This window comes from Synechococcus sp. MIT S9452, from assembly GCF_047304245.1.
In the GTDB taxonomy this organism is placed as follows: Bacteria; Cyanobacteriota; Cyanobacteriia; order PCC-6307; family Cyanobiaceae; genus RCC307.
Genome location: NZ_CP138956.1, coordinates 580,657 through 606,341 on the forward strand (window position 1 = coordinate 580,657; position 25,685 = coordinate 606,341).

At 60.1% G+C, this 25,685-nt stretch carries 33 protein-coding genes; 24 read left to right on the forward strand and 9 right to left on the reverse strand.

The features are described from left to right. The 3 genes from SIB46_RS03135 to SIB46_RS03145 all read left to right on the forward strand — a co-directional run bounded on the left by SIB46_RS03135 (window position 1) and on the right by SIB46_RS03145 (window position 735). A complete protein-coding gene (locus tag SIB46_RS03135) occupies window positions 1-150 on the forward strand; it encodes a hypothetical protein (protein ID WP_413297098.1) in 150 nt (49 codons plus the stop codon). A 151-nt stretch (window positions 151-301) separates the two neighbouring features. Further along, window positions 302-451 carry a hypothetical protein gene (locus SIB46_RS03140; protein ID WP_413297099.1) on the forward strand — a complete coding sequence of 50 codons (150 nt, stop codon included), beginning with the start codon at window positions 302-304 and terminating at the stop codon, window positions 449-451. Beyond that, window positions 442-735, forward strand: coding sequence for a hypothetical protein (locus SIB46_RS03145; RefSeq protein WP_413297100.1), 294 nt, complete (start codon window positions 442-444; stop codon window positions 733-735). Before SIB46_RS03140 ends, SIB46_RS03145 begins: the two co-directional genes overlap by 10 nt. 459 nt (window positions 736-1,194) lie before the next feature. Here the strand turns inward: SIB46_RS03145 and SIB46_RS03150 are convergent, their stop codons facing one another. Beyond that, window positions 1,195-1,389, reverse strand: a complete 195-nt coding sequence (locus SIB46_RS03150) for a hypothetical protein (RefSeq protein WP_413297101.1) — start codon at window positions 1,387-1,389, stop codon at window positions 1,195-1,197. 89 nt (window positions 1,390-1,478) lie between these two features. Between SIB46_RS03150 and SIB46_RS03155 the strand changes: the two genes are divergently transcribed. The 3 genes from SIB46_RS03155 (at window position 1,479) to SIB46_RS03165 (ending at window position 3,603) form a co-directional block, all read left to right on the forward strand. Then, window positions 1,479-1,760, forward strand: coding sequence for a sodium/glutamate symporter (locus tag SIB46_RS03155; RefSeq protein ID WP_413297102.1), 282 nt, complete (start codon window positions 1,479-1,481; stop codon window positions 1,758-1,760). Between the two features lie 28 nt (window positions 1,761-1,788). Beyond that, window positions 1,789-2,790: a sodium/glutamate symporter gene (gene gltS / locus SIB46_RS03160; protein WP_413297103.1), complete on the forward strand. Its 1,002-nt coding sequence runs from the start codon at window positions 1,789-1,791 to the stop codon at window positions 2,788-2,790. 468 nt (window positions 2,791-3,258) lie between these two features. Next, a complete protein-coding gene (locus tag SIB46_RS03165) occupies window positions 3,259-3,603 on the forward strand; it encodes a hypothetical protein (protein WP_413297104.1) in 345 nt (114 codons plus the stop codon). Window positions 3,604-3,873: 270 nt separating this feature from the next. Here SIB46_RS03165 and SIB46_RS03170 read toward each other — a convergent pair whose 3' ends face one another. Together SIB46_RS03170 and SIB46_RS03175 are read right to left on the reverse strand one after the other, a co-directional pair. Further along, on the reverse strand, window positions 3,874-4,677 hold the full coding sequence (locus tag SIB46_RS03170) for a prohibitin family protein (RefSeq protein ID WP_413297105.1): 804 nt from the start codon (window positions 4,675-4,677) through the stop codon (window positions 3,874-3,876). Between the two features lie 24 nt (window positions 4,678-4,701). Next, window positions 4,702-5,094 (reverse strand): DCC1-like thiol-disulfide oxidoreductase family protein, encoded by a 393-nt coding sequence (locus tag SIB46_RS03175; protein WP_413297106.1) that lies wholly within the window; start codon window positions 5,092-5,094, stop codon window positions 4,702-4,704. Between SIB46_RS03175 and SIB46_RS03180 the strand changes: the two genes are divergently transcribed. Both SIB46_RS03180 and SIB46_RS03185 read left to right on the forward strand, forming a co-directional pair. Then, window positions 5,077-5,433: a hypothetical protein gene (locus SIB46_RS03180; protein ID WP_413297107.1), complete on the forward strand. Its 357-nt coding sequence runs from the start codon at window positions 5,077-5,079 to the stop codon at window positions 5,431-5,433. The genes SIB46_RS03175 and SIB46_RS03180 overlap by 18 nt on opposite strands. Window positions 5,434-5,454: 21 nt before the next feature. Then, entirely contained in the window at window positions 5,455-5,604 is a 150-nt protein-coding gene (locus SIB46_RS03185) for a hypothetical protein (RefSeq protein ID WP_413297108.1), read from the forward strand. On the opposite strand, the gene SIB46_RS03190 is transcribed toward SIB46_RS03185, so the two are convergent. Next, window positions 5,582-6,058: a nucleoside 2-deoxyribosyltransferase gene (locus SIB46_RS03190; RefSeq protein ID WP_413297109.1), complete on the reverse strand. Its 477-nt coding sequence runs from the start codon at window positions 6,056-6,058 to the stop codon at window positions 5,582-5,584. The genes SIB46_RS03185 and SIB46_RS03190 overlap by 23 nt on opposite strands. A 523-nt stretch (window positions 6,059-6,581) precedes the next feature. On the opposite strand from SIB46_RS03190, the gene SIB46_RS03195 reads away from it, so the two are divergent. Both SIB46_RS03195 and SIB46_RS03200 read left to right on the forward strand, forming a co-directional pair. Continuing rightward, on the forward strand, window positions 6,582-7,550 hold the full coding sequence (locus SIB46_RS03195; protein ID WP_413297110.1) for a hypothetical protein: 969 nt from the start codon (window positions 6,582-6,584) through the stop codon (window positions 7,548-7,550). 38 nt (window positions 7,551-7,588) lie between these two features. Further along, complete coding sequence (locus tag SIB46_RS03200; RefSeq protein WP_413297111.1) at window positions 7,589-7,762, forward strand: hypothetical protein; 174 nt, start codon at window positions 7,589-7,591, stop codon at window positions 7,760-7,762. On the opposite strand, the gene SIB46_RS03205 is transcribed toward SIB46_RS03200, so the two are convergent. Together SIB46_RS03205 and SIB46_RS03210 are read right to left on the reverse strand one after the other, a co-directional pair. Next, entirely contained in the window at window positions 7,763-8,044 is a 282-nt protein-coding gene (locus SIB46_RS03205) for a hypothetical protein (protein ID WP_413297112.1), read from the reverse strand. After that, entirely contained in the window at window positions 8,022-8,936 is a 915-nt protein-coding gene (locus SIB46_RS03210; RefSeq protein ID WP_413297113.1) for a hypothetical protein, read from the reverse strand. Before SIB46_RS03210 ends, SIB46_RS03205 begins: the two co-directional genes overlap by 23 nt. Window positions 8,937-8,994: 58 nt before the next feature. Between SIB46_RS03210 and SIB46_RS03215 the strand changes: the two genes are divergently transcribed. From SIB46_RS03215 to SIB46_RS03240, 6 genes are all read left to right on the forward strand, one after another. After that, entirely contained in the window at window positions 8,995-10,602 is a 1,608-nt protein-coding gene (locus tag SIB46_RS03215; RefSeq protein ID WP_413297114.1) for an ATP-dependent DNA ligase, read from the forward strand. Further along, on the forward strand, window positions 10,599-13,043 hold the full coding sequence (locus tag SIB46_RS03220) for a ligase-associated DNA damage response DEXH box helicase (protein ID WP_413297115.1): 2,445 nt from the start codon (window positions 10,599-10,601) through the stop codon (window positions 13,041-13,043). Before SIB46_RS03215 ends, SIB46_RS03220 begins: the two co-directional genes overlap by 4 nt. After that, window positions 13,040-13,741 (forward strand): hypothetical protein, encoded by a 702-nt coding sequence (locus SIB46_RS03225; RefSeq protein ID WP_413297116.1) that lies wholly within the window; start codon window positions 13,040-13,042, stop codon window positions 13,739-13,741. The genes SIB46_RS03220 and SIB46_RS03225 overlap by 4 nt, the downstream gene beginning before the upstream one ends. Before the next feature lie 155 nt (window positions 13,742-13,896). Continuing rightward, window positions 13,897-15,024, forward strand: a complete 1,128-nt coding sequence (locus tag SIB46_RS03230) for a hypothetical protein (protein WP_413297117.1) — start codon at window positions 13,897-13,899, stop codon at window positions 15,022-15,024. Continuing rightward, the gene (pdeM, locus tag SIB46_RS03235) at window positions 15,021-15,719 is read left to right on the forward strand and encodes a ligase-associated DNA damage response endonuclease PdeM (protein WP_413297118.1); all 699 of its coding nucleotides are present in this window, start codon (window positions 15,021-15,023) and stop codon (window positions 15,717-15,719) included. The genes SIB46_RS03230 and pdeM overlap by 4 nt, the downstream gene beginning before the upstream one ends. Continuing rightward, window positions 15,677-17,125 (forward strand): hypothetical protein, encoded by a 1,449-nt coding sequence (locus SIB46_RS03240; protein WP_413297119.1) that lies wholly within the window; start codon window positions 15,677-15,679, stop codon window positions 17,123-17,125. Before pdeM ends, SIB46_RS03240 begins: the two co-directional genes overlap by 43 nt. Here SIB46_RS03240 and SIB46_RS03245 read toward each other — a convergent pair. After that, window positions 17,122-17,589, reverse strand: coding sequence for a CBS domain-containing protein (locus SIB46_RS03245; RefSeq protein WP_413297120.1), 468 nt, complete (start codon window positions 17,587-17,589; stop codon window positions 17,122-17,124). The genes SIB46_RS03240 and SIB46_RS03245 overlap by 4 nt on opposite strands. A gap of 35 nt (window positions 17,590-17,624) precedes the next feature. On the opposite strand from SIB46_RS03245, the gene SIB46_RS03250 reads away from it, so the two are divergent. Beyond that, window positions 17,625-18,146 (forward strand): CDP-alcohol phosphatidyltransferase family protein, encoded by a 522-nt coding sequence (locus tag SIB46_RS03250; protein ID WP_413297121.1) that lies wholly within the window; start codon window positions 17,625-17,627, stop codon window positions 18,144-18,146. On the opposite strand, the gene SIB46_RS03255 is transcribed toward SIB46_RS03250, so the two are convergent. Further along, window positions 18,137-19,057 carry an NAD-dependent epimerase/dehydratase family protein gene (locus tag SIB46_RS03255; RefSeq protein ID WP_413297122.1) on the reverse strand — a complete coding sequence of 307 codons (921 nt, stop codon included), beginning with the start codon at window positions 19,055-19,057 and terminating at the stop codon, window positions 18,137-18,139. The genes SIB46_RS03250 and SIB46_RS03255 overlap by 10 nt on opposite strands. A gap of 77 nt (window positions 19,058-19,134) precedes the next feature. On the opposite strand from SIB46_RS03255, the gene hisA reads away from it, so the two are divergent. The 4 genes from hisA to SIB46_RS03275 are packed head-to-tail and all read left to right on the forward strand — an operon-like array spanning window position 19,135 to window position 22,506. After that, window positions 19,135-19,893 (forward strand): 1-(5-phosphoribosyl)-5-[(5-phosphoribosylamino)methylideneamino]imidazole-4-carboxamide isomerase, encoded by a 759-nt coding sequence (hisA, locus tag SIB46_RS03260; RefSeq protein WP_413297123.1) that lies wholly within the window; start codon window positions 19,135-19,137, stop codon window positions 19,891-19,893. Window positions 19,894-19,910: 17 nt separating this feature from the next. Continuing rightward, window positions 19,911-20,348 carry a Fur family transcriptional regulator gene (locus tag SIB46_RS03265; RefSeq protein ID WP_413297124.1) on the forward strand — a complete coding sequence of 146 codons (438 nt, stop codon included), beginning with the start codon at window positions 19,911-19,913 and terminating at the stop codon, window positions 20,346-20,348. Then, a complete protein-coding gene (locus SIB46_RS03270; RefSeq protein WP_413297125.1) occupies window positions 20,345-21,964 on the forward strand; it encodes a DUF3685 domain-containing protein in 1,620 nt (539 codons plus the stop codon). Before SIB46_RS03265 ends, SIB46_RS03270 begins: the two co-directional genes overlap by 4 nt. Beyond that, window positions 21,961-22,506 carry a thylakoid membrane photosystem I accumulation factor gene (locus tag SIB46_RS03275; protein WP_413297126.1) on the forward strand — a complete coding sequence of 182 codons (546 nt, stop codon included), beginning with the start codon at window positions 21,961-21,963 and terminating at the stop codon, window positions 22,504-22,506. Before SIB46_RS03270 ends, SIB46_RS03275 begins: the two co-directional genes overlap by 4 nt. A gap of 7 nt (window positions 22,507-22,513) precedes the next feature. On the opposite strand, the gene SIB46_RS03280 is transcribed toward SIB46_RS03275, so the two are convergent. Next, window positions 22,514-22,903 carry a Nif11-like leader peptide family natural product precursor gene (locus tag SIB46_RS03280; RefSeq protein WP_413297127.1) on the reverse strand — a complete coding sequence of 130 codons (390 nt, stop codon included), beginning with the start codon at window positions 22,901-22,903 and terminating at the stop codon, window positions 22,514-22,516. Between the two features lie 82 nt (window positions 22,904-22,985). On the opposite strand from SIB46_RS03280, the gene SIB46_RS03285 reads away from it, so the two are divergent. From SIB46_RS03285 to ruvX, 3 genes are read left to right on the forward strand one after another with little or no spacing between them, the layout of a single operon-like run. After that, window positions 22,986-24,182 carry a F420-0:Gamma-glutamyl ligase gene (locus tag SIB46_RS03285; protein ID WP_413297128.1) on the forward strand — a complete coding sequence of 399 codons (1,197 nt, stop codon included), beginning with the start codon at window positions 22,986-22,988 and terminating at the stop codon, window positions 24,180-24,182. A gap of 24 nt (window positions 24,183-24,206) precedes the next feature. Next, window positions 24,207-25,232 carry a hypothetical protein gene (locus SIB46_RS03290; protein WP_413297129.1) on the forward strand — a complete coding sequence of 342 codons (1,026 nt, stop codon included), beginning with the start codon at window positions 24,207-24,209 and terminating at the stop codon, window positions 25,230-25,232. Further along, window positions 25,223-25,678: a Holliday junction resolvase RuvX gene (ruvX, locus tag SIB46_RS03295; RefSeq protein WP_413297130.1), complete on the forward strand. Its 456-nt coding sequence runs from the start codon at window positions 25,223-25,225 to the stop codon at window positions 25,676-25,678. The genes SIB46_RS03290 and ruvX overlap by 10 nt, the downstream gene beginning before the upstream one ends. The last annotated feature ends 7 nt before the right edge of the window (window positions 25,679-25,685 follow it).

Here is a 25,685-nt window from a genome sequence, read left to right on the forward strand (position 1 = left end):
ATGAGCGAGCTGGAGCTCCACGATCGAGTGATCGCTCGCTGGCGTGCGCGTCTGCTTCAGCACGGCCCTGAGAGCGATCTGGGGCGCGAAGCCCGTCGTCAATTGATCAAGTTGGAAGCCGAACGCATTCGCATGGTGGAGCGGCAATAACCAGCAGAGTCGTTCGGCTTTCACACCTGCTTGGCATCAAATTTGGAATTAAACAGAAAGCATCAACCCTGAAAGGGCCACTTTTCTGACAGTCAAATCATTTCGGCCTATAAAACGAAAACTCCCTAGTGGCGTAGCGAGAGATCAACCAATGCAAAAGAAACTGTCGAACCTCAAAAACCAATACATGCGCTTGATGCACAAAGCCGAGTGCGCCACCGGCCGCAAGGAAGCGGTGAAGCATTTCCACAACGCCTCCAAGGTGGCCGATGAGATCAAACTGCTCTCCACTTGGAAGTAAGACCAGCCGCCGCAGCTGCTGTTTTGCTGTTGTCGGCTTGCGCCAACACAGCGAGCGAGCCACCGGAGCTGGTGTTGAGCCATCAGCAATTGCATGATCCCCTGCTGACAATTCGCGGAGCCAACCGCGTTTGTCAGAGCGAATCAGAGCAATGCAAACAGTGGACCGTGCTGATGCTGGATTGCGAGCAAGGCACAGCTGACAGTTGCCAAGACGCCGAAGACCTGCGGCAACAGGCCAGCGGTGTGGCCTCTGACAGCGGACCTGAGGCGTACGCCTTTTAAAGCATCAAAAATGTTGCGAGCTGATCACGAGGAGCAGCAACAGCGAACAACAGGCAAGAGCTGGAAGGGTGCTGACCAAGGCTCTTCCTCATCAGGGTTTCGAAACCTAAGCGCACAGCTGCGCTCCCGTCATGCGTATTTCTGCTGATGGCTTTGTATCGCTGCGAACATAACCTGAAGGAACGCTCCCTGGAGTGGGAGTCGTGCGTTGAGTGGGATACCCGGGGTGCCCTGAGCATGGGCACCCTTTTTTTGGCCACGGATCGGCCCGCCTGCAGGCGTTAGCTCCCGCTGACAATTGAGCTCAGCGTGCTGACCACACCAGTTGACTGCCGCTACCTGTTCGGTGGATCAAAAAGCCAAAAGTCGTTTGAACGCTGAAAAGATCTGGGCCTACGTCGCCGGGGCTGCGCTGCTGTTGAGCGCGGCCAGTGCCTTTGTTTGAGCGGGCTCAGTAGCTCAATAGCGAACTGGATTCCAAGGCATGCGAACGCGCTCAGCGCGCTGGCGGGCGCAATCACGCCAGTAAAACCACTCCTTCTCCATTGGCGTTAGGTAGCCATGGCTCAGGGCGTCGTTGTACCAGAACGCCGATGAATCCAGCGATGCCCGAGCGATCGAACAGCAGAGCCTGGTGGTCACCTCGTCTGTCACCTTCTACTTTCAGCTTGCCAAGGGAATACCTGGATGCTGATCGCTGTTTTTAACTTTTCAACAGTGGATTCCCGCCTGCCCACAAACAAATGGGGCACTCGGGTGAAACACCTCAACCGGATCTAAACCATGAAGAGCTACCAAAAGGTGGCTTTGGTTCAGTTGCATTGATTGAGCTCTCGCCACTGGTCTCAACGACCACAGGGGTTTTGGTCCTGTTCGTGGGCAAACGGCTCAACCGCGAGCTGAAAGCGTTGCGGAACTACTCGATTCCAGAGCCTGTGTCAGGGGGCCTGCTGGTGGCCATCCTCCTGACGCTGCTTTACCTGCTGGGGGGGGCCAGAGCTCAATTTCAACCTGAGTTCGCGTGACTTTCTGCTGGTTTATTTCTTCACCACGGTGGGGATGAACGCTCGGTTCAGCGACCTGCTGCGAGGCGGGCCGGCGCTGTTCATTCTTCTGGGTCTGACCATCGGCTACATGACGCTGCAAAACGTGATTGGCGTCACGATGGCCGGCTTGCTGGGGCTTCAGCCCGCCACAGGACTCCTTCTTGGAACGGTGTCACTGATTGGTGGACACGGAACAACGATCGCCTGGGCTCCCACTTTTGTCGAGAAATTCCAGCTTGAAAGCGCCATGGAGATCGGCATTGCAGCGGCCACCTTCGGGTTGGTCCTGGCCAGTGCTAGCGGCGGGCCAATCGCCCAATTTCTGATTCATCGGTTCCACATTCCCTGTGCGAACGCAACGGCTGGGGACCAGAGCCCAAAAGGCAGCGCCATTGCCGAGGCAGATCAACCAACCAGGGCGACGTCAATCGACATGACCTCCTTCCTCGCAGCGTTGTTAGCGATCAACATCAGCATCATCACTGGCACGGTGCTGAACGAAGGCATTGCCGCCATCGGCCTGAAGTTGCCGCTGTTTGTACCCTGTTTGCTGGTGGGCATCCTGTATTCGAATCTGCTCCCGTCAAAACGATCTGAGCGGGCTGTTTTCCACTGGCCCCGCCAATCGCCGTCGCTTGATCTGATCGGCGAACTATCCCTAGGCATCTTCCTGGCGATGTCGCTGATGAGCCTGCAGCTCTGGACGTTGATCGGTCTTGCCCTGCCGTTGCTGGTGATCCTGCTGACCCAGTTCATCGTGGCTCTGGCGGTGAACCTGCTGCTGGTATTCAGGCTGATGGGACGGACTTATGACGCTGCTGTGATCTGCGCAGGCTTTGGCGGGATTGCTCTTGGGTCAACACCAACGGCCATGGCGAACATGACGGCGGTAACGCAGCAATACGGAGCATCGAGGCAGGCGTTTCTGATTGTTCCGCTGGTGTCTGCCTTTTTCCTTGATCTGGTCAATGCAATCCTGATCCCCGGATTCATCAGCCAGCTTCAGTAAATCCGGAGCCCGATCGAATCAAGGAGGCAAGGCAGGAAATGCCAGCTGATCACCCCGCGGTAGGACAATCCACGGCCCCTGCTTCAGTAGGGGCTTTTTGATGGCGTTCAGCCCTTATAGGCAGCCCAAGGCCTCGCGCGTTCGGCATCACGGCGAGCGGGTTCACGCCAATAAAGCCACTGCTGTTCCAATTCAGTGAGGCTGCCAATGCGCAAGGCGTCGGCATATCCGTGTGAATGGGTGACGGTTGCTGCCTTGATTGGCGGGCTCTTTTTACTTCTCGCCATCTCTTTCTTTCATCCTTAAGCAATTCTTACGCACTGCCTGACCTGAGCTTGCGGGGACACAGCTGCATGCAAAGCCTTCATTGGCTCATTCCTAAGCATTGATTTTCCGCTGCAGCGAGAAAATGCAATCATTTTCGACTGGCGGAATTAATCCATTGACCTGTCCGGCAACTCTCGCGGCATGAAAGGTCTATTCGCCATTGCTGCGTCGTTGTTGTTGGCTGCACCTGTTCAGGCCGCACGCACTGTTTATCAATGCACCATGGCCAGCGCTCAAGGCGTCGAGACCATGTCCATCGACCCAGAGGCTGCCAGCGCAACGCATCAAGGCAAGCCTGCTGACTTGCATGGTTATGACTGGGGAAACGCGGTAACGCAGCTGTATGAATTTGGCGGGCTCATTCCTAAAGACCGCATCAACTTCTACCCAGACAGTATGGACGTCACGGTCACCTTCACTCCAGCCTCGTCTGATGGTGATGAACCGCCTTTGGTCTCTTATGGCAAGTGCGTGATGGTTGAGTAATGAACATCTGCCCCAGCTGGATCACCCAGCGCCACCTCGCAGCCCAGAGCCTGAACCGCAAGACATCAGCAGGCCGCATTGAACACCTCTTTCGGGGGAAGCGAAGAGCCCTCTCTGCAGCTGATGGGAGACCCATGGAAAACGATCTCTAGCAGCTGGTGTTCAGAGATGGCCAATGCCCTCAGGTCGCACCGGACCATGCGGAGACAAGTCAACTCGCTGTGCGCCATGGCCTGAAACACGTGCCCGATATGACACTGCTGGCCGTCATCAGCGACGGCCAACGATCACCGGAGGCGTTCCAGCACCACCACTTCCAGGCAGTCCAGGTACCACCTGGGTTACGCCATCCCACTTATCGAGGAACAGCTTGTAAAGCACCTGGTCATCCAAGCTCTTGTTCAAGGTGTCGTAACGCAGAGCCTCCTGCTCAGCGATCTTCACCTCGGTTTGCGCGCGCAGCAGTTGCTGTTCAGCAATTTGTTTCTGCTCAATCGCCGCGCGGTATTCCTCAGCAATCTCAAGACCGGTCAAATCAAGGCCGCGCACTTCGACATAGTCGAATTTGTCGAGCTCTTCTGCCACGGTGCGCTCCACCAAGGATGAAATGTCGTTCCACTCCGAAGCGATCGTCACGAGCTCGTACTGGGAGAACACCGACTTCAAAGCCTTCAGCAACGACGGCTGAATGATGCGGGGATAGACATCGCGGTCATTGCTGGCAATCGTGCTGTAAACCCGGCCGGCTTCATCAGCGCGCAGGGCGTACTTCACTGTGGCCGTGGCCTGGATCACCTGGAGATCCTTGGTGAGCGTTGCGAAGTCCTCCGGCCGCACCTGAGTGCGGATACTGAAGGGCCAGGCCTGCTGCACCAAGGGCAATTTGATATTCAAGCCAGGCTGCCGCGGCAAGCCGCTCACCTTGCCCAAGGTGGTGATCACCGCCACTTCACCAGCGGGAACGATGAACAGGGCTTGAGCCAACAGCAACAACGTTGCCAAGCCAATGGCCACAATCGCCACCAACCCGGTCTCTGGACCCTGGGGGCTGGCCGATCGCATCGGGCTTTGCATGAAATCTGGAGCAGTGCCCTTCTCTTAGCGGGAATCCGGGTCAACCGGGAGCCCGCGCAGTGCCAGTGCAGCACGCCGCGCCACCAGCAAGAAGGGATAGAGGCGACCCGCGCGCTGGTTTTGGCCAAACAGTGGAACCAGCACTTGCAGCAGCGGTGCACTGGGCTGAAGCCGCTGGGCCATCCAATGGATGGCCTCAGAGCCATGCAGCAATTGATCACCGTCGATCACCACAGCACCATCACGCAGATGACACCCGCGTTGAGCCAACGACTGGCGCAAGGCATGGTCAGCGCGGCCATCGCGAATGCTTAGGTCAGCAATACCGCCGCGCAGTTCACTGAGTTCGGCAAAGTGAGAACAGAAGGGGCATCCCCCGTCGTAAACGAGCACTGGCCCATGCGTGTTGTTCTCCACCTGGTGTTGCTGCTGGCGCTCGTGGTTGGACCATCCTGGCGCGCCCAGGCCAGCTCCTACGTCTGCGATGGCGATGCCTTGGTCGCCACGATCGATCGGGGTGCTGTCGATGCCATCGGCATTCCCAACAGCGTTGATGGCACCGTTCCTGGTTCATTTGTTGTGCTCCAGTGGCGCGATCTGAAGCTGCAGCTGCCCCGCACCAACAACGCTGGGGCGCCCAGCTTTAGCGATGGAAAGTGGTGGTGGGATCTTGGCGACCCCGAGCACCCAGGCTTCAAGCTGCGCCAAGGCGCCGGGCGGGTTCAGGTCATCGCCTGCGATGCAGCAGTTGAATAAAGGCTTCTAGCAAGCAGTGCCATGGAGGAGGAGTTCAGCGAAGTCTTGGAGGCCTTCCGGGAATTTCGCAGCGTTATCACCTGCGATGACTGGGATCGCTACTGCGAAGTGCGCGAGCTCGACACCCTGTTGAATTTGTTGCTGGACCTCAGCGAGCGGCAGCCGAGCTGAGCCAGCGCACCAAGGCTTTGGCGGGATCAGCCAATTCAGCGATGGAGCTGTAGAAGTGCTCGCGCCAGCTGTGCTCGGGCAGCCCAGCAAACAGCATCAAATTGAGCGGGTAATCCTCCGAATCGCTGCAGACGCGGAAATCATCTCGAAACAAAAAAATCGGCTTGTGGAGCGCAATGGCGATTCCCAGCTCCACCATCACCCCCTCATCAGGGGGCGTTCCATTGACGATCGCAAAAATGCCATCGGCCTGCTCCACGTCACGCACATCAGCACGCGCCACCTGATACGCCCAACCAGGCTTGCTTAGATCAATTTGGTTGTTGCGCTCAAAGGGCTCCCACACCTCAGCACCTAACGACTCCAACGCCTCGCAGAACTGGGGTAACAGCTGCTCTTTCCATTGCGGCGCAAAGCCATAGGGAGAGGCCAGATAGAGGCTGGGACGGGCCATACCAAACGACAAGGGAAGCAAAGCTGGCGCTTCAACAATGAAGGACAGCTAAGAAGCAAGAAGCCTGGTTAAGAACGGCTTGTGACATGGCACACGCGAGAACAGATTGAGCATGTGGACACGGAGGAGTGGTTGGAACTGAGTTGAACCTCAGGCGCTCCAGCACCACTTCTCCGTTCCGCTTTCCGATTCAGGAGGGCCCAGCAATGGACGACACCCCACCGCAGCAGATGCCAGGAGCGCGCTGACGATCCGGCCCCCTGCTCCAACAGTCTCATCCGATTTCAGGTCTTCAGGCTGAAAAGCCAAGCCCGATGCACCGCCACAGGTGCCCCCAGGCTTTTGGAGACCCCTCTGGATCCCATGGCCCCAGGAGGCCAGCGCCGGCAGTTCCGAATTGCATTCACCACAGCCCGGGGTCAACAGCTCCGGGCTTTGTGCTGTTTAAGACCAGTTCAGCAAGCGATGAATAACCCAAGCCCAAACGCTGTGCTTTAAGACTGGGGCAACAATCCTCCAGGTTGTGGACGCCAACACCATCCAGATCATTGGATTTTTACTGGCGGCCTACTCCGTGGTTGCCAACGACTCGCTGCAAACCCTCGGCACCTACCTCTCCAGCAATCAACAGCGAACCCCCAAAGCTCTGCAGATGTTGTTCATCTGCGGGGTCGCCGCAGCGGTGATGTTGATCGGCTGGATCCTGCATCCATCGGGCGCTGGTTTGGCAGATCCGGCCTGGGGCCGACTCGACAACTTTCCCCTGCCAGAGAATGTCAATTGGGTGTATCTGCTGCCCCCGATCGCGGTTCTGGCCCTCACCCAATGGGGCGCCCCGGTGAGCACATCGTTTCTGGTGCTCTCCGCGTTCGTTCCGAAGAACACCACCAGCTTGTTGCTCCATTCACTGGCCGGCTATCTCATGGCTTTTGCCATGGCCCTGGTGGTCTATGGAGCACTGATGTGGCTGTTGGAGCGGACGGTTTTAAACAGTCCGCTGCAGAACCGCAACCTTTGGCTGGCCTTGCAATGGACCTCCACCGGTTGGCTGTGGAGCCAATGGCTAGTGCAAGACATGGCCAACATCTTTGTCTACCTGCCAAGAGAGTTGAACCTCAGCAGCATGTTGGCGGCCACGCTGATGCTCTGTGTTGGCCTCTGCGTGCTGGTGGCCATCGGTGGTGGTCCGATCCAAGGGGTGGTACGCAACAAGATCAACACCGGAGATCTGCGCTCCGCCACGGTGATCGACTTCCTATTTGGCTGCGTGTTGTTTTGGAAAGCCAGCATCAGCACCTTCCCGCTCAGCACCACCTGGGTGTTTCTCGGGCTCCTAGCTGGCCGAGAAATCGCCATCCGCTGGCGACTGCATCTCATTGATCGTCAACCGCTCAATGCAGTGCTGGGACGTGATGTGTTCAAGGCAGGGATTGGCATTGTCGTGAGCTTGGCGGTGGCCTTCGCCATTCAGCCCCTCAAAGCCTTGGGTTAAAGCGATCGTTGTGGCGGCGACTAGGCCGAAGCGCCAGCATGAAGGGGCCTGTTTGGTTGCCGATGAATCGCACCCTGCCAATCATCGGGGTCCTGCTGTTGATCCTTGGCGTGATGGTCGCTTGCACCGATATCGAGGTGCGTTTTGTGCGCTGGTTTAATTGCGGCCCGCTCAGCACACCCAACGAACAAACCAGCGAAGTGTGCCGCTGATCAAGGCTGAGTGCCCTGCCAAAAAAATCGTGGCGGCTCGGCGCCGCACTGGCGCTCGAGATGGCCAGGCACGAACCCCTTCAGGCCTTGGCCATGCTCAGCGGTGCAGCGTTGCCATTGCTTGTGCTCGCTGCGGCTGAGCAGATTGAGGGCAGGTGCCCAAAGCAAAAACAGCAGCACCAACACAACAGCTGGCAACGCCAGCAGCACCCCCACCCCGCAGCCCACGCCCAGGGTGCGCTCGAAATAGAGCCGAAATTCAGAGCCGATTGGAGGCCTCATACCAAGCGCGGCTGGGTTGCAGTTTCAGCATGAACGGCAGCGGGATGATGTCCAGCCGGCCGCCGCTCACCCAAAGCGCCTGCTCATCACTCCACAGCTTCTGGCCAGGAATGATCAGCCGTGATTTTGAGGCGTGATCAGGCAAGTAAGCGGCGCGGAAACCACGGGCTTTCACTAGCAACTCCAGATCACTGAACAGCAGTCCATCCGCTGTTTCCAGCAGCTCCAAACGGCCATCGTCTCGCCAGGCATAGACGATGCGCACATCCGCCAAGGTCATGCCTTGATAAACACCCTTGTAGCTCTCAGGCGGCACGGCTTCGGGATGGTGAAACGCATGCAAGCCGCCGACAAAGATCCGGTAGCGGCTGGACTCTTCCCGGGGCAGTCGCCCATAGCCAAACTCCAGCTCTCCACCATTGGTGATCGCCCAGTAGGCGCGCTGACGTGCCGCGGCCCGGTTGCCGGCATCCCACTGGCCATTGGCCAGCAGCAAATCGCCGTGCAAGGCAATCCCTAAATCATTGAAGCCCTGCTGCCGCTCATAGGTGGGCCCTGTGACGAAGGCCAAGGCACTGCTGTCTTCATTGGCTTCCAGTTCCCGCTCCCAGCCGCCGTAAAAAGCGACATCAACCCATTGGGGATCAGCCACCACAGCGGAATAGCGCACCGTGATCTCTCTGCCAGTCGGGCGCAACAACCGGATGCTCTGATCCGGTAGAAACTCCACCAGCTGCTCACGCGCCGGTGGCAGAACAATGGGTTGGGGAGGAATCAGCTCTGGCTGAGGGTCCCAACTCAGCGGCTCGGGCTCCTGGGGCAGTGGCCACAGGGCAGCCGCGCCAACCACTGCACCGGCGAGAGCAAGAACCACGGCCAGGCTGCGGCCCATCACCCCATCGCGGCTGCTGGTTTCATTGTGGTGAGATTTCCGCGCTCTGCAGCGGCTGATGCGGCGTTTTCAACAGCTGTTGCAAGGGCTTGATCGCACCACGGGCACCAGTGCCAAACAGCAACTGCTGGAGAACTATTTCCGAGATGCGCCAGCAGCTGATGCCGCCTGGGGGCTGGAGTTGTTGCTGGGTAAACGCCGCCGGCGTCTGATCACAGGCCGGCGCCTACGCCAGGTGGCCCAGCAACTCAGCGGCCTGCCGCCATGGGTATTTGACGACTGCCATGCCCAAGTGGGCGACAGCGCCGAAACGGTTGCCCTCACCCTTCCAGCTGGCGATAGGCAAGCCGTTGATCAATCGCTGCATCAATGGATGGAGCGCAGCCTGCCTGAGTTGGCGGCACTGGACACCGAGCAGCAAGACACGGCGCTGGCGGCGCTCTGGGATGGGCTCTGCCAAGACGACATTTATCTGCTCAGCAAGCTGCTCAGTGGTGGCTTTCGCGTTGGAGTCAGCAGCGGTTTGGTGCAAAAAGCGCTGGCGGCAGCGGCCGGTGTAGAGCCCAGCACCATCGCCCAGCGCTTGATGGGTGGCATCGAGCCAAGCGCAGCCACCTTTGAGCAACTGATGAATTCCGAAGAGGAAGCCGGTGGTCCGCCGCCTGGTCGCCCCTATCCGTTCTTTCTGGCCAGCCCTTGGGAGAGGGAGAACGCCCCGCCATGGCAAGCCGATCACTGGCAAACGGAGTGGAAGTGGGATGGCATTCGGGCCCAATTGATTCGCCGGCAGGGGGAGGTTTTCCTGTGGAGCCGCGGCGAGGAGTTGATCAATCAAGCCTTTCCCGATGTGGTGCAACTGGCCGATCAGCTCAGCGATGGCACGGTGCTCGATGGCGAGCTGCTGGTGTGGCCAACCGGCAGTGATCAACCTCAAGACTTCGGCGCCCTTCAACGCCGGCTTGGCCGCAAAAGTCCTGGCCGCAGCTTGCTCACCGACTGCCCCGCAGCTTTGATCAGCTACGACCTGCTCGAAGCTGGTGGCAAGGACCTCCGGAGCCAACCGCTGCGCCAACGGCGCCAACAACTGGAGGCCATGGCCAAGAACTGGAGCGGCAACCTGCGGCTCTCGGCAACGTTGACGATCGACAGCTGGCAGGCGCTGGAGCAGTGGCGATCACAGGCCCGCGCCCATGCAGCCGAAGGCCTAATGCTGAAAGCCTTGGACTCTCCTTACCTCGAGGGGCGCAAGCGCGGGCATTGGTGGAAGCACAAATTGGATCCCCTCAGCCTGGATGCGGTGCTGATTTATGCCCAAGCCGGCAGCGGCCGCCGCGCCAACCTTTTCACCGACTACACCTTTGCGCTTTGGAATGGCCAGCAACCGCCGGCGCTGGTGACCTTTGCCAAGGCCTACTCCGGCCTCAACGATCAAGAGATCAACCAACTCGACCGCTGGATTCGCCGCAACACCGTGCAGCGCTTTGGCCCGGTGCGATCGGTGAAAGCCGAACAGGTGTTTGAAATTGGCTTTGAAGGGATCCATGCCTCCAGTCGCCATAAATCAGGCATCGCGGTGCGCTTTCCGCGCATCATGCGCTGGCGCCAGGACAAACCCGCCGATGAAGCCGACACACTGCAAATAGCGGAGGCATTGCTGCAGCAATGACAACCCTGCAGCCGATTGAAGCGTGGTTTGAGGCCCAGGGCTGGACGCCGCTGCCGTTTCAACGCCGCTGCTGGCAGGCCTATTTGGAGGGCAAGAGCGGGCTGATCCAAGTGCCAACTGGATCGGGCAAAACCTTTGCTGCCGTGATGGGGCCGATCGCGCGGATGTTGGCGGAGAGCCCTGCCCCAAAAGGGTTGCGCTTGCTCTACATCACACCGCTGCGTGCCCTCAGCCGTGATCTGGCCCTGGCCATCTCTAAACCGATTGAAGCCATGGGCTGGCCGCTGCGGGTTGGCATTCGCAATGGCGACAGCAGCAGCTCAGAGCGCAGCAAGCAACTCAAAGCGCCGCCCCAGATCTTGATCACCACACCCGAATCGCTCACCCTCCTGCTCTGCAACCGCAAAGCCGAGGAGCTGTTTGGCCAGCTCGATGCCGTGGTGCTCGATGAATGGCACGAGCTGATGGGCAGCAAGCGCGGCAGCCAATGCGAGCTGTGCCTGAGCTGGCTGCGGCAGCAGCGGCCAGCGCTTCAAACCTGGGCCATCAGCGCCACGATTGGCAATCTCGAGCAGGCGGCAACCCATGCCCTGGGTGTGGGGAGTGAGCCATTAATCATTGGCGGCGCCCCCAGCCGCAGCACCGAAATCCGCAGCCTGCTGCCAGACAGCATCGACGGCTTCCCTTGGGCAGGCCACTTGGGCTTGCGCATGTACGAGGAGCTCGTTGGAGCCATGCACCCGGGGATCAGCACTCTTCTGTTCACCAACACCCGCAACCAATCGGAGCGTTGGTACCAGTGCCTGCGCTTTGCCTGCCCGGAGATGGATGGGGCCATGGCGTTGCACCACAGCGCCATCGACCGGAGCGAACGCGAAGCGATCGAAGCAGCCGTGAAGGCTGGAGACATCCGCTGGGTGGTGTGCACCAGCTCCCTGGATCTCGGCGTTGACTTTCAACCGGTGGAGCGGGTGGTGCAGATCGGCAGCCCCAAAAACCTGGCGCGCTTGCTGCAGCGGGCGGGCCGCTCAGCCCACCTTCCCGGTGGCACCTCCCAGGTGCTGTTCATGCCCACCAATGCCCTGGAGCTTCTCGAGGTGAGCGCTGTTCGGCTTGCGCTCTCCGAGGGCTTGGTGGAGCAGCGCAAACCACCGCAGGCGCCCTTGGATGTGTTGTTGCAACACCTCACGAGCTTGGCCTGCGGCCCTGGCTTTGAACCGGCGGCCACCTTGGCGGCAGTGCAATCAGCCGCGGCCTTTGCTGGCCTGAGCCCCAGCCAATGGCAGTGGTGCCTGCGTTTTCTCGAGCAGGGCGGTGATTGCCTTGGCGCCTACCCCAACTACCGCAAGCTGCTCTGGGACGAGGAGAGCAACTGCTACCGCATCAGCAGCACCACTTTGGCCACGCTGCATCGCTTCAACATCGGCACGATTACCGCCGCACCAGCGATCACGGTGCGCTTTGTGCGCGGGGCTGTATTGGGCCATGTGGAGGAAACCTTCATCAGCCAGCTCAAGCCCAAAGATGTGTTCTTCTTCTCCGGACGCCAACTCGAATTCGTGCGCCTGCGCGACATGACGGCCTACGTGAAGCTGAGCACGCGCAAAAGCAGCACGGTTCCCGCTTGGGCCGGAGGCCAGATGGCCCTCTCAGATCTGCTCACGCACCACCTGCGCCATGAGGTGGCCAAGGCCAGCTGCGGCGAGCTCGACACCCCAGAACTGCAGGCGCTGCAGCCGCTCTTTGCGCGGCAGCAGGATCTCTCGGTGTTGCCGCAAACCGATCAGCTACTTGTGGAAACCTGCCGCACACGTGAAGGAAGCCACCTCTTTGCCTATCCCTTTGAAGGCCGCTTTGTGCATGAAGGCGTTGGTTTTCTCTGGGCAGCTCGGCTCACCCGCCTTGAGCGCGGCACGATCACGGTGTCGGTGAACGACTACGGCTTTGAGCTGTTGGCGCCACGCAGCTACCCCATGGCGGAACTGCTCGAAGATCACCAGGCCGAGTTGCTCGACTGCAGCAACTTGGAAGACGACCTCGAGGCTGCGCTGAATCTCTCGGAGTTGCGCCGCCGCCGCTTCCGCGCCATCGCCCAAATCGCCGGGCTGATGAACCGGGGCTATCCCGGCTCCAGCAAAAGCACAGGCCAGTTGCAAATCAGTGCATCACTGCTGTTTGACGTGTTTGAAAAGCACGAGCCGACCAATCTGTTGTTGCAGCAAGCGCGCCGTGAAGTGCTTGATGATCAGCTCGAGCTCTCCCGCCTGCAGCAGGCCCTCGAGCGGGCTAGCCAGCAAGAGTTCATTCACATCAACACCTCGAGACCGGGGCCCTTGGCCTTCCCGCTGCTAGTGGAACGCCTCAACAACCGGATGAGCAACGAAAGCGTGCTCGAGCGGGTGCAACGCATGATGAAGGAAGCGGAACGTCTCGAAGCTTGAGATCTCCCTTACTCAACGACTTCCTCCCCCGCGTTGAAGGGCTGCGGTTTCAACATCTCGCCGTGTTGATGACGGCGGAATTGGTTCTACTTGGCATCGCTTTTCCCGATGCCACTGAGCTCAGCGGTGATGTGCTGCTGTTCATGCTTTTGGCACCACTGCAGTTCTTCAATCGCTACGTGGGGCTCAAGCTCAGCGGGGAGCGTCCGAGGTTGATTGCCCTCTATCGCCACATTTTCACGATCGTGTTGCTGCTCTGGCTGCTGGTGCAGCTGGCACCGATTGGCTCCGGGGCCAATCCCGGCATCCATGTGCTGGTGTATGCGGTTCTGGCAGCTATTTCCATGCTGGTGCTGATTCGCATCCTCTACCGGATCTGGAGGATTGAAACGATCAACGCCGATGTGCTCTTCGGCATCATCATCTGCTACGCCAACGTGATCGTGATTGGCTTTGAACTTCATGCCATCAACCATCAGCTGCAGCCGGGTGCCTACAACTTCCTGCCGGAAATAAAGCATCACTCCCAACTGCTGTTTCTGAGCATGGGCAGCACCACCACCCTGGGCGGACCGATCACAGTCAACACCACCACAGCCCAGCTGATCAATTACTTCCAGTCCTATGTCAGCCAGTTGTTCCTGGTGGTGTTCGTCTCGCGCATGATCGGCTTGCACACCGGCAGCAACGAAAACTAAAACAAATCAAGCACAAGTTAAATGCACTCTGTCCTATCAAATATTGACAACACAGCAAGGGCACTGATGATTGCAGTTGGAGTCAAACTCCGCTTTTTTTAAGATCGTGATAAAATTAATGGCGCCAAGATTGTTAGCCAAGGTCAAATTCAGGCATGACGCAGGCAAGACGAGGTATTAAAACAGCAAAAATCGTTGTTTTTTACAGCTTATTCTTGGTACTACTACCATTACTCGCGGAAGTTTTATTTCGCCTGGTCAGTTACGCCAAGTCCTGCCGTTCAGCCTGTAACAGAACCTTCCTAACAAAAACATTCAGCCTTAATCCAACAGCTTTCAGCAAACCAGAATTCACGCAATACGACCGGAGCATCGGATTCGATCTTGTAGCGGGCTCGTCTGTCAAGGGTATAAGCAATGGACCAAATCAACAAAACTGGGGATTCTCAATTAACGATGACAAGCTACGAACATCGACCAGGAATAATTCATCTACAAAGATCCTGACAGTCGGTGATAGCTTTACCTTTGGCGATCAAGTTAATAATGACCAGACCTGGCAATCATGCCTCAACAAGAACCAAAACAAGCTCGAGCTGCTAAACGGTGGTGTTGGTGGCTATGGAAGCCTCCAAGCCCTGAAGCGAGCTGGAAGACTACTCAAAGAAAATCGCTACGACGGCTTAATTCTTTCCATTGTTAGTTATGACGATATCATTAGAGACCGGATGGACTACATGATGGGATTCCCTAGCCCATCCCTGGTTAAAGATCAAAAAGGGGATTTAGCTTTTGCTCCAGCACCAAGTCCAAACCTGGCAGGCTCAAAATTCTCCCCAGCAGAGAATAAATCGCCAAATCGTCTAGAGAGTTTCATCTACAAGTACTCGCTTTTAGCTAACAAGCTAAACCCAAGCTTTGTCCAAATCCAAGCCCGTCAATTAACCCGTTACGCACAAGACAACGCCTCAAATCATGAGGTGATTGAGGAAATCATCAGCGAAATCAATGAGCTTTCAACTATATACGAAATCCCGGCGATGGTTCTTATCCAATATGGCGACAATCAACACAGTTTTTACTTGGATGGAAGAAAGCAATTAATAGACCGGTTGAACAAGCACAACATCGGCTACATCGACACCTGGGAAGCGGTCAATCAACCCAAACAAAGAACGCTTGTTTGGCAAAATCACCACACCCCATACGGCAATGAGATTGTTTGCAGGCAAATCATGAATTCGCCAGAGTTCAGAAAACTTGCTGACAAAGCCGAAATGTGAGCATCAGCAACCTCCAATGGAACGAGCACACCCTGGCGTTTTTGCCCGAGAAGGCTGTTTGGGTGAAGCAGCAGCGGCTGCTGCTCATCGCCGATGTGCACCTGGGTAAAGCGGATCATTTGCAAGCCCATGGCATTGCCATCCCCAGCGACGACGAACGGGCGAATTTGGAGCGCATCGCCCAGCTATGTCAGCGCTGGCAACCGGCTGAGTTGATCGTCTTGGGCGATCTGGTTCACCACCCCAAAGCGGTATCCAGCGAGCTCGAAGCGCGGGTGGTAGCCCTGCTGGAGTCGCTGAATTGCCCCATCACCTGGGTTGAGGGCAACCATGACCGCCGCCGTCGCCTGGGCCAGCTGCAGGGGCAACAATCCCAGTCAAGGCATGGGTTATGGCTGAGTCACGAGCCCGAACAGCCGCCAGAGGGGCAGCTCAACATCTGCGGCCACTTGCACCCTGTGTCCATTTTGAGACAAGCGAGTGATCAAATGCGCTTACCCTGCTTTTCGTTAGTCAGATCAATTCCACGGCTGGTCTTACCAGCGTTTGGTTGTTTGACTGGCGGGTTCCCTGCTGACAGGTCATCAGAGCAATGGGTCGTCGCGGACGAAACAGTGCTGCCACTGCCGAACGGCAGCCCGCAACGTCGGGGGTGGCGTCGGCGCGCCTCAAGCAAGGCGAACAAGGCTCGATAGCGGCCCCCACGGCGCCGCGCGCCTGGCGATGGCTGCTCTGGAGTGCTCTGGGTGTGCCCTTGGCTGGCCTCACCTTTTTGATCGCGATAGCCCCTACCAACCCCAAGCGGGAAACGGTGACCCCAGAGAGCGACAGCAAGCTGCTAGCGCCGATGGTGAGCGACAGCTTCCGCTATCTGCCCGACAAAGACGTTTACGCCCTCGATTTCGATCCCCGCAAGGTTCAGTTCGATCTGTTTGAAGGCTGGGACCGCGAACAAGACGCCTATGCCGATGGCGGCAGCTTGGCGTTCGTGAGCGGGCCGATGTATGAGCGCCACTACAGCGATGACGGCCGCGAAGAAACCGTTCCATTGGGCGACATCAAGCTGGGCAACCGGGTCTGGCGGGCCCGCAACCGCTCAGCCTCCTTGCAGCGTGCCTTCATCGGCATCAACTACCGGGGCAAGGTGGATTTCGGCTACGGCGAATTAACCCCAGAACGGGCCCGCCGCTACGAAACCTTCATCGGCGGTTTGCACGAGCTCTACAACGATCTCGCCACCGCTCCCAGCGGCTACAAGGGCGCCTACAGCGTCAGCATGGGCCAGCGCATCCGCTATTACCTGCCGCGCATTCGCATGGTGATGGGCCTGCGCGATGACGGCCGGCTGGAGGTGTTCATGAGCCGAGACGGCCTCACCCTCGAGCAAACCAAAGCGATGGCCCGCAGCCGCGGCTTGGTGGCGGCCTACATGCCCGACCACGCCTCCAAGAGCCGTTTCATCATTCCTGGCGTGAAGGGCTTCACCGAAGAAGACGCCAACTGGATTAGCGGCGGTGCCACCAGCTTTGTGCATGTGCCCTACATGCTCAAACTCGAGCGCCGCCCCTACAACTTGCAGGGGAATTTGCTGGCCAACCTCAGCCCCCTGGATGCACAGGGCGGTTGCAGCAATCCCATCGCCTGCGGCATGGACTTCAGCGGCCAACTCGCTGATCGCGCCTTGGCCGGATTGAATCGCCTGATGGAGCAGGGCGTGGTGCCCCTGGCTCGCTTGATCTGGAGCCCCAGCAAAACTCCGAGCCCAACGCGGCCATCCAGTGGTGCACCCTTCCGCGAACCTCCGATCACCGCCGACCCCACCGAGCTGCAACAGGCCCCGATTGCCCCGGCGATCCCAACCGATCTCAATGATTTGGAAACACCGGTGATGCCAGCGCCGCTTCCGCCGGATCTGCCCTCCCCAGAAACCTTCAGCGAAGCCCCTGAGCTCCCTGAACTGGAGGCCTACGACCCCTATGGCTTCCCAATCATCGAGCCCGATCTCGACCTGAGCGCACCAGAGCTGCCCGTCTTGCCGCCTGCCCTGCCGCCGCAAGCGAACAACTGGGCCGAGCCCTCATCACTGCCGATCTTGCGCTAAGCGCCAGCTTCTGCCAAAGCACGCACCACATCGCCACGGGTGAGCACACCCACCAAGGCCTGCTGGCCATCCACCACAAACAGCCTCTGGGTGCGGAGGTCCTGCAGCAGCTTGGCTGCCGCTGGCAAGGCCAGATCGGGCTTGCAGATATGTGGGTGGCCAGCCATCAGCTCACCAACGCTGTTGCCCAGCACCTGATGCACTTCCTTGTCCCACTGCAGGGGGTTTTTCAGATAAATCACGCTGTCGAGCAGCATCACGTAAGGGCCTGCCTCAAAACCCGTTTCACGGGCCATCAGCTGCTGCTCACTGAGTTCACCAACGAGCTTGCTCCCGTCCACCACTGGCAAGCCACTGATGTGGTGCTCGCTCAGCAATTTGACGGCGTCTTGCAATGGAGTCTGCGGCGTCACGCTGATCACCGGCCGGGTCATCACCTCCGACACCAAGCGCTGCACCACCATGGGCTGATCCCGTCTGCCCCCATTCTGCTTCCGTGATGGGTTCTGTCCGCTTGCGTCAGTTAGCCGATGGCCTCACGGTGGCGCGCGCTGTCCTCGGCCTACCAATGCTGCTGGCCTTGATCGCTGGGCAAGCGGCACTGGCGTGGTGGCTGCTGGTGCTTGGCGGCCTCAGTGATGCAGCCGATGGCTGGCTGGCACGGCGCGCCGGTGGCGGCAGCAGCTGGGGTGCACGGCTCGATCCGCTCACCGACAAGATCCTGATCAGTGCTGCCCTGCTCTGGCTGGCCGCCGAGCAGATTCTGCCGCTGTGGGCCATCTGGTTGCTTTTGGCACGCGAATTGTTGATCACCGGCTGGCGCAGTGGTCTGGGCAGCGGAGGACCGGCATCAACCAGCGCCAAGGCCAAAACGGTGCTGCAATTTGCCGCCCTGCTGTTGATGCTCTGGCCAGCGGCCTGGCCATGGGCTGCGCTGCTGCAAAGCCTGGGTTGGTGGCTGTTCTGGCCCTCGCTGGTCCTCGCCTTGTGGTCAGCGATTGGCTATGCGCGTCAGGCCTGAAACAGGCTGTCGTCGCAGCTGAAATCCACCTCAGCGCCAACGCGCTGGCTGTGGTCTTTGCTGTAGCTATCGCGCAAACCAGCCTCGAGATCAAATTGCGGCGTCCAGGCCAACTCCTTCTTCAATCGCTCCACTGAGGTGAGGAAGTGGGTGAGCCGCAGTGGGAACGCTTTGCGGGCTTTGGGGTCGAGGCCGCTGGGATCAAAGCTGCGCAGCTCCACCTGCTCTGGATCCTTTCCGCAGGCGCGCGCTGCAGCGGCCACCAAACCGCGGAAGGTCACCCCATGGGTATCGGTGCAGTTGTAGATGCGATTCGCGGCAGCATCGACCTCGAGGCAACGGGCCATGGCGGTGGCCAGATCTTCCACATGGCCGAGCTGGGTGATCGTGGTGCCATCACCGGGAATCGGCACGGGACGTCCGTGCACGATGCGATCAAAAAACCAGTTCTCAACAGGGTTGTAGTTCCCAGGCCCGTAGATGTAGGTGGGGCGAAAGCTGGTGAAGGGGATGCCTTCAGTCTGCAGCCAGGATTCGGTTTCCGCTTTGCCGGCGTGGCGGCTGGCAGGGTCGGTGGGAGCCGACTCATCAAGCGGCAAGTGGGCGTTGTCGGCATAGACGCCGGCTGAGCTCACATACACAAGGCGATGACGCGGGGCGCCGGTGATGGCCACCACGCTTTGCGTATCTGCCAAGGTGCGGCCGGAGCTGTCGACGATCACATCAAACTGGCGCCCCTTGAGAGCCGCCAAACCTTCGGCATCACTGCGATCACCACGGATGTGTTCAACCCCCTCGGGCAGGGACTGCTTACCGCGGGTGAATAGGCACACCTGATGACCAGCCCGCAACAAATGACCCACCAGCGGCCGGCCAACAAAGCGGGTGCCACCCATCATCAGGATTTCCATCGTTCTCCCGCTTCGATGCCGCAGCATTCTGCGCTGACGGCGGTTGGTGAGGATGGCGGCAGTGATCGCCCTGCCCCATGCAGATCATTCCCGCCATCGACCTGCTGCAAGGCTCCTGCGTCAGGCTTCATCAAGGCGATTACGACCAGGTCACCCGCTTCAGCGAAGACCCAGTGGCACAAGCCCTGGAATGGCAGCGCCAAGGGGCCAGCCGATTGCATTTGGTGGACCTCGATGGGGCCCGCAGCGGGCAGCCCACCAATGATTCGGCTGTCCGCGCCATCACCGCAGCCCTCTCCATTCCTGTGCAGCTCGGCGGCGGGGTGCGCACTCTCGAGCGAGCCGAAGCCCTGCTCAGCTTCGGCTTGGACCGGGTGATTCTCGGCACCGTGGCCCTAGAGCAACCCGAACTGGTGGAGCAACTCGCGGCCCGTTATCCAGGCCGGATCGTGGTGGGGATCGATGCCCGCAACGGCAAGGTGGCCACCCGCGGCTGGATCACCGACACCGACACCGACGCCACCAGCCTGGCCAAACGCTTTGAAGGCATTGGCCTGGCAGCGATTGTCAGCACCGACATCGCCACCGATGGCACCTTGGGTGGCCCCAACCTCACGGCGCTGCGGGCCATGGTGGACGCCAGCTCAACACCAGTGATCGCCTCAGGCGGCATCGGCACGGTGAGCGATCTACTCAGCCTGCTGCCCGTGGGCGTCAGCGGCGTGATCGTGGGCCGAGCCCTCTATGACGGCACGGTGATCTTGAGTGAAGCGCTCCAAGCGGTGGGAGATGGCCGGCTACAAGACGCATCAAGCTCCCAAAGCACCCCTTGCTGACTCCATAAGATGGGGTCATGCAAGGTCGATCACCTGCTATAAGCGCCACCGCTGGGCTTGATGAGGCCTACCGGCTCTGCCGCCAACAGGGCCTACGCCTCAGCCGCCAACGCCGCTTGGTGTTGGAAATTCTGTGGCGCTCGGGGGAGCATCTCAGCGCCCGCGACATCTTTGATCGCCTCAATGCCGACGGCCGCCGGATTGGCCATACCTCCGTTTACCAGAACCTGGAATCGCTCCACAGCAATGGGGTGATCGAGTGCCTTGAAAAAGCACAAGGTCGTCTTTACGGCCACCGAGCTGATCCACACAGCCACCTCACCTGCCTGGACAGTGGCCGGATCAGCGACCTTGACATCGAACTTCCAGCTGATTTGGTTGAGGCGATTGAACAACGCACCGGCTACAGCATCGAGAGCTGCAGCCTCAACCTCCAAGGACGACCACTCCCATGACGGTCCAGCCCGGACGCCGCTTACTGCTGATCGGATCGGGTTGGGGCGCGGAATCGCTAAGTCGCCAGCTCGCTGAGCAGTCCAACCCCTGGCAGGTCACTGCCAGCAGCGGGCGGCAAGCCAACCCAACCGCAGGCACCGATCTGCTCTTGTGGCTGCTGCAAGAGGCCATTGAACCCAACGCCCTTGAGCATGAATTAGGCCTATGGAGGCAGCAATGCCCCCAGACGCCTCTGTTGCTCGTGCTGCCTGCGCAACACCGCTATCAGCGCCAATGGCTACTGGAACGCTCCGTGGAGGGGCTGCTGGATCAACCCGCCGCTGATGCGATTGCCGAAGCCCTTGAGGTGCTCGCAGCTGGTGGTCGCGTCATCGAGCTCCAACCGCAATCGGCAACCCAGCAGCAGCGCCGCGGCCAAGGCCTCGGCCATCGTCTCCTCAGCAGTGGCGTTGATCAAATCGAGCGCGAACTGGAGGAGATCAACGCCGTGCTTCAACTGGCGCCGATCCATCCTCTGCAGCGGTTTGTATTGGAAGGACGCCGGCGTGAACTGCGCATGGCCCGTGAGGTGCTGCATCTGCTTTGGGGGCAAGAGCCCATCTCCCAGGCCCAAGCCTCAGCCCCGGCTGAACCGCTTCAGATCGTGCTGGCCAACCGTAAGGGCCTCACGGTGCTTCACACCGTCGAAGAGCGCCTAGCCAACGCTGTGGCCAGCCTCGATGAAGCCCAGCCCAGCCCCTTGCTGGCCTTAGAAGCGCTGCTGCCGGAGCGTCGCCGCCAACTGTTTGAAGCCCTGCTGCTGGAGTTCCGTTTGCTGGTGGAGCGGCTGCAGCAGGACCCGAAATTGGCCAGCAGCCTCTGGAGCGGACAGCAACCTCTGCTGCGTGAACGCGCACTGCAGCAACTGGTGGGTGCCTACACCCAATTGCCCCGAGACGGTGCCTTGGTGCACCTCGGTAATGCCCTGGTCTCCAGCAGTGACCTGCAGCAAGAGGATCCAGAACTCGCCGACCTGCTGCCCAGCCTGCTGGCGTTGATTGAAGGTCGTCCGCTGTTAATCGATGGCGGTTTGCAGGCTCCCGATGAACCGGCAGCCCTCTTGCATCTGCAGCGTTTGGTGAGCAACTGGCTCATTCGCAATGGCGAGCTGATCAGCCGTGAACTGCTCAACAACTGCAGTGGCTGGCCTGAACTGCGCCGTGCCGTGCTGCTTCCAGATCTGTTGGCCACGCGCCAACTGGATCAACTGCGCAATCGCATCAACAGTGCCGAGCGCTGGCACACCCTGGTGGAACGCCCCTTGGCGATCTACGAGAGCCGCCGGCTGTTGTTTGACATCCAAGCCGGTCGTGTGGAGCCCACCATGGTCTGCGACCTGCGTGATGCCGAACTTCGCCAACTCAGCTGGTGGCAGCAAGCCTTCACCCTGCTGCTGGAAGCCCGTGATGCCCTTGCCCCGCAAGTGGAGCTGCTGATCAACCGTGTTGGCGGCTTGATGGTGCTGCTGCTCACCCGCGTGGTGGGTCGCGCCATCGGCCTGGTGGGACGCGGCGTGATGCAAGGTTTGGGGCAAGGCCTGCAGAATGCCCCTTCCTCTGGCGAACAACGCTCTTGATCACCCTGCGCAATTGGCTGGCGGCCCTGTTGGCTGCCGTGGTGTTCTTGCTGCCGTTGAGCCCTGTTCAAGCGGCGCGCGGCACCGACAGCTACGACGGCAACATCTTTGCCCTCTATGCCGGTGATGGCGCCCTGGTGCCCCCCAGGCTGAGCCTGGCGGAAGCCCTCACTGGAGAGAAGCCGATCCTGCTGGCCTTCTATCTCGATGACAGTGCCGCCAGCAAAGACTTCGCCCCCCTGCTCTCCGATCTCGACGGCCGCTGGGGACGGGTCACTGAGGTGATTGCTTTGACCAGTGATCCCTACAGCGTGAATCCCAAGGCAGCGCCAAGCGATCCCTCCCATTACTGGCGCGGCACCGTTCCGCAGCTGCTGGTGCTGAGCACAGGCGGCAAGGTGCTCTACGACGTTGATGGCCGCATGGATGTGGGCAGCATCGAACAAGCCCTGTCCGATGCCACGGGGATTGCTTTGCCTGACGATCAAGCCGAGCGCTCCAGCAACAGCTTCAACGAGATCAACAGCGGCTACGGCAGCTGATGGCACATCACCAAATCTCCAACTGCTCGCGCGCTTTGTCGTAGAGGTCTTGGGCGTGGCCGAGATCCACGTTGTGGGCCTTGGCCATGCTCAGCAACTGCTCGAGATTCGCACTCTCCAGTTTCTGCTTGAGCTCAGGGCTGGTCTTGATCTGATCAAGCAGCGAGCCCACCGGAGCACTGGGGGATTGCTTAGGCGCCTCAACCTCGTGACCAACACCCCAGAGCTCCATGCCGTGCTTGGCATGGGCGTAGAGGGCATCGGCTTCGCCCATGTGCAAATCGTGCTCGCGAGCAATCGCAAGCAGTTCGCTGAGATTGGCCGACTGCAAACGCTGCTTCAGCGAGTCGCTACCTGACGCTTGTTCAACGAAGGCGGTGACGCTTGGATGGGCCATGGCGAAGCTGCACGCATTCACAAGCTAGGAACGTTGGCCCGGAGCGGGTACCCTCCGGCCAGCAATGCAATGCCACCACCGGATGAACTCACCGCTCTGCTCGCTGTTCTCCGTGCTGTTAGTGGCGCTACTGATCTTTGGGCTGACGCTGCTGTGGCTGGAGTTGCGTCACCGCTTACGGCCCCGTTCACCGCTGCAGATCAAACCTCAGAACTGGAGTGTGCAGCAGCGCAATGGGCGGCTGTTTGTTGAAGGGAGTGTGGAGATCAGCAACTCCCATCAGCGCATGGAGGTGTTTGTACCCGAGCTCACCGTGGTGCCCACCCTGCTCGGCCGTGGTCATCTCGCCGATGTCGCCATCACCAGCCGCATCACGCCCCAACACCCCGACGAGGAAACCCGCGACGACGGCTATTGGTTCGCCTACATCGTCAAAGGCCACAAGCGCACGCAAGCAACGATCAGCTTTGAATTGCAGGGTCTTGATCTCGAGCAACGGCTCGACACCCTCTGGGTCGATGTGCACTGGTGGAACTACGGACCCTTTGGTCGCCTGCTGCGGCGTGATGGCTTCCTGGTTCCGCTGCGCCACCCCGAACGGCTCACGGCCAGCGATGCGGTTTGGAATCCCGGCGATGGCTGCCAGGTGCTGCCGGTTCGCACCCACCTCTTAGGACGCCTTGACGACATCGAAACCGTGCTGCGCCGTTACAGCGCTGCGGTGATGCAAAGCGGTGACATCCTCACCGTGGCCGAGAGCCCCTTGGCGGTGATGCAGGGCCGCTACCAACACCCCTCCCAACTGCACGTCTCTGGCCTGGCGCGCCAGCTCTGCCGCGTCTTCCACCCCACCAGCAGCCTGGCCACAGCTTGCGGACTACAAACCCTGATCGATCAAGTGGGCCCAGCTCGGGTTCTGATGGCCTGGCTGATTGGCACCGCCTTGAAGTTGGTGGGCAGCAAGGGCTGGTTCTACCGACTGGCCGGCGAGCAGGCGCGGCTGATCGACGACGTCACCGGCTCAACACCCCCCTACGACCAAACCATCGTGCTCGGTCCCGAGCGCAGCCAAGAGCTGGTTGAGCAGCTGGCGGCCTCCCTTGGCCATGGCGTCGCCGTGGTGGACGTGAACGATCTCGGCCGGGTGAAAGTGCTGGCCGCGAGCCAAGGTTGTGACGAGGCCCTGCTGGAGCGGGCACTGCGGCCCAATCCGGCCGGCAATGCCAACCAACGCACACCGTTGGTGGTGGTGCGTCCGCAGCAGGCAGAACGTCGATAGCATCCAGAAAGGACGGGTTGCGCGATGGCCATCGGCCCTCAGTGCGAACTGCTGAAGCTGCAACCGCTGGGGCTCCAACACCTGGCGTTGCTTCAAGGCGCCCATTGGCACCCCCTACGCCCTCGGCTGCAGCAACTGCTGCTTCAGCAGTGGCCCCAACGGCTGAACAAGCTGATCAACAGATCCGCCAGCTCACCGCCAGTGGCCCTGGTGGCCTTGCATCCCACAGGTGGCCTCGCTGGCTTGTTGGTGGCCGAGCCCTGCAACCGCCGCGGCACCTGCTGGCGGATCGATGAGCTGCTGCTGGAAGACGGGGTGCAAAGCCGCACCGACACCACGATCCTGCTCATTCGTGAGGTGATTCAACGGGTGCCTGGCGCCCTCAGCTGGATTGCCCGCGCCGGCAGCCATGACACCCCCGTGCTGGCGGCCCTGCGCGAACAGGGCTTCCAAACCCTGCAACAGCAGCAGGTGTGGCGCCTGAGCAACGCGGAACAGCTGGAGAGGTGCCCGCAGCTACCAGGACAGCTCAAGCTCGAGGCGCTCAACAGCACCAACAGCGCTTTGTTGCTGCAACTGGAGCTCTCCGCCACCCCCAGCCTGCTGCGTCAAATGCAGGATCTGCGCCGAGAAGACCTGCTCGATGATGCGCGCAGCGGCAGCTTGTTGTTGGTCGATAGCCAGCGCCACCAAGCCGTTGCAGCAGCCCGGCTGCTCAAGCGCAGCAACAGCAATGGTGTGGAGGTGGAGCTGAGTTTGCACCCCGCTTGGAGCCAGCTGATGGGGCCGCCGCTGGCTGAGTTGCTGCGCCAAAGCTGCCAGCCCCACTGGCCCATCAGCCTGCGCTGCGAAGTGCGCAACCAGGCCGGCATGACTTGGCTCGAGAGCCAAGGCGCCAAGGCGCTGCAAGAGGAGTTGGTGATGGCCCGCAGCCTGTGGCGCCGCCAGGAAAGCCCCGCGGTTGGGGAGTTGGCCAGCCGCACCCTGGAGCGTTTGGTGGGGCAGTTGCAGCCTGGGCGCCCAGTGCCCGGCGCGATGCCTTGGCGCTGAAGCAGCCGCCGCAAGCCCGCTCGGTTTTGGCGCTCGATGTGGGCCGGCGCCGCATTGGCCTGGCTGGTTGTGATCCGCTCGGACTAAGCGTGACCCCGCTGCCAGCCCTGCAGCGAGGCCGCTTCCATCAAGATCTGGAGCAGCTCAAACCCCTGGTGGAGCAACGCCGCTGCGTAGCGCTGGTGGTGGGCTTGCCCTTGGATCCAGACGGGGCCTTCACACCCCAGGCCGAGCATTGCCGGCGCTATGGCGAACGGCTCGCCCAAAGCTTGCGCCTGCCTGTGGCCTGGGTGAATGAGCACTCCAGCACCTGGGCGGCCGCCGAACAGCACGGTCTGCATGGGGATCGCAGCGGGCGGCTCGACAGTGCCGCTGCGGCCTTGTTGCTCCAGCAGTGGCTGCAGGACGGACCGGAACCTGTCCCCGCCACGGGCCCCAACCACTGACAGCCCG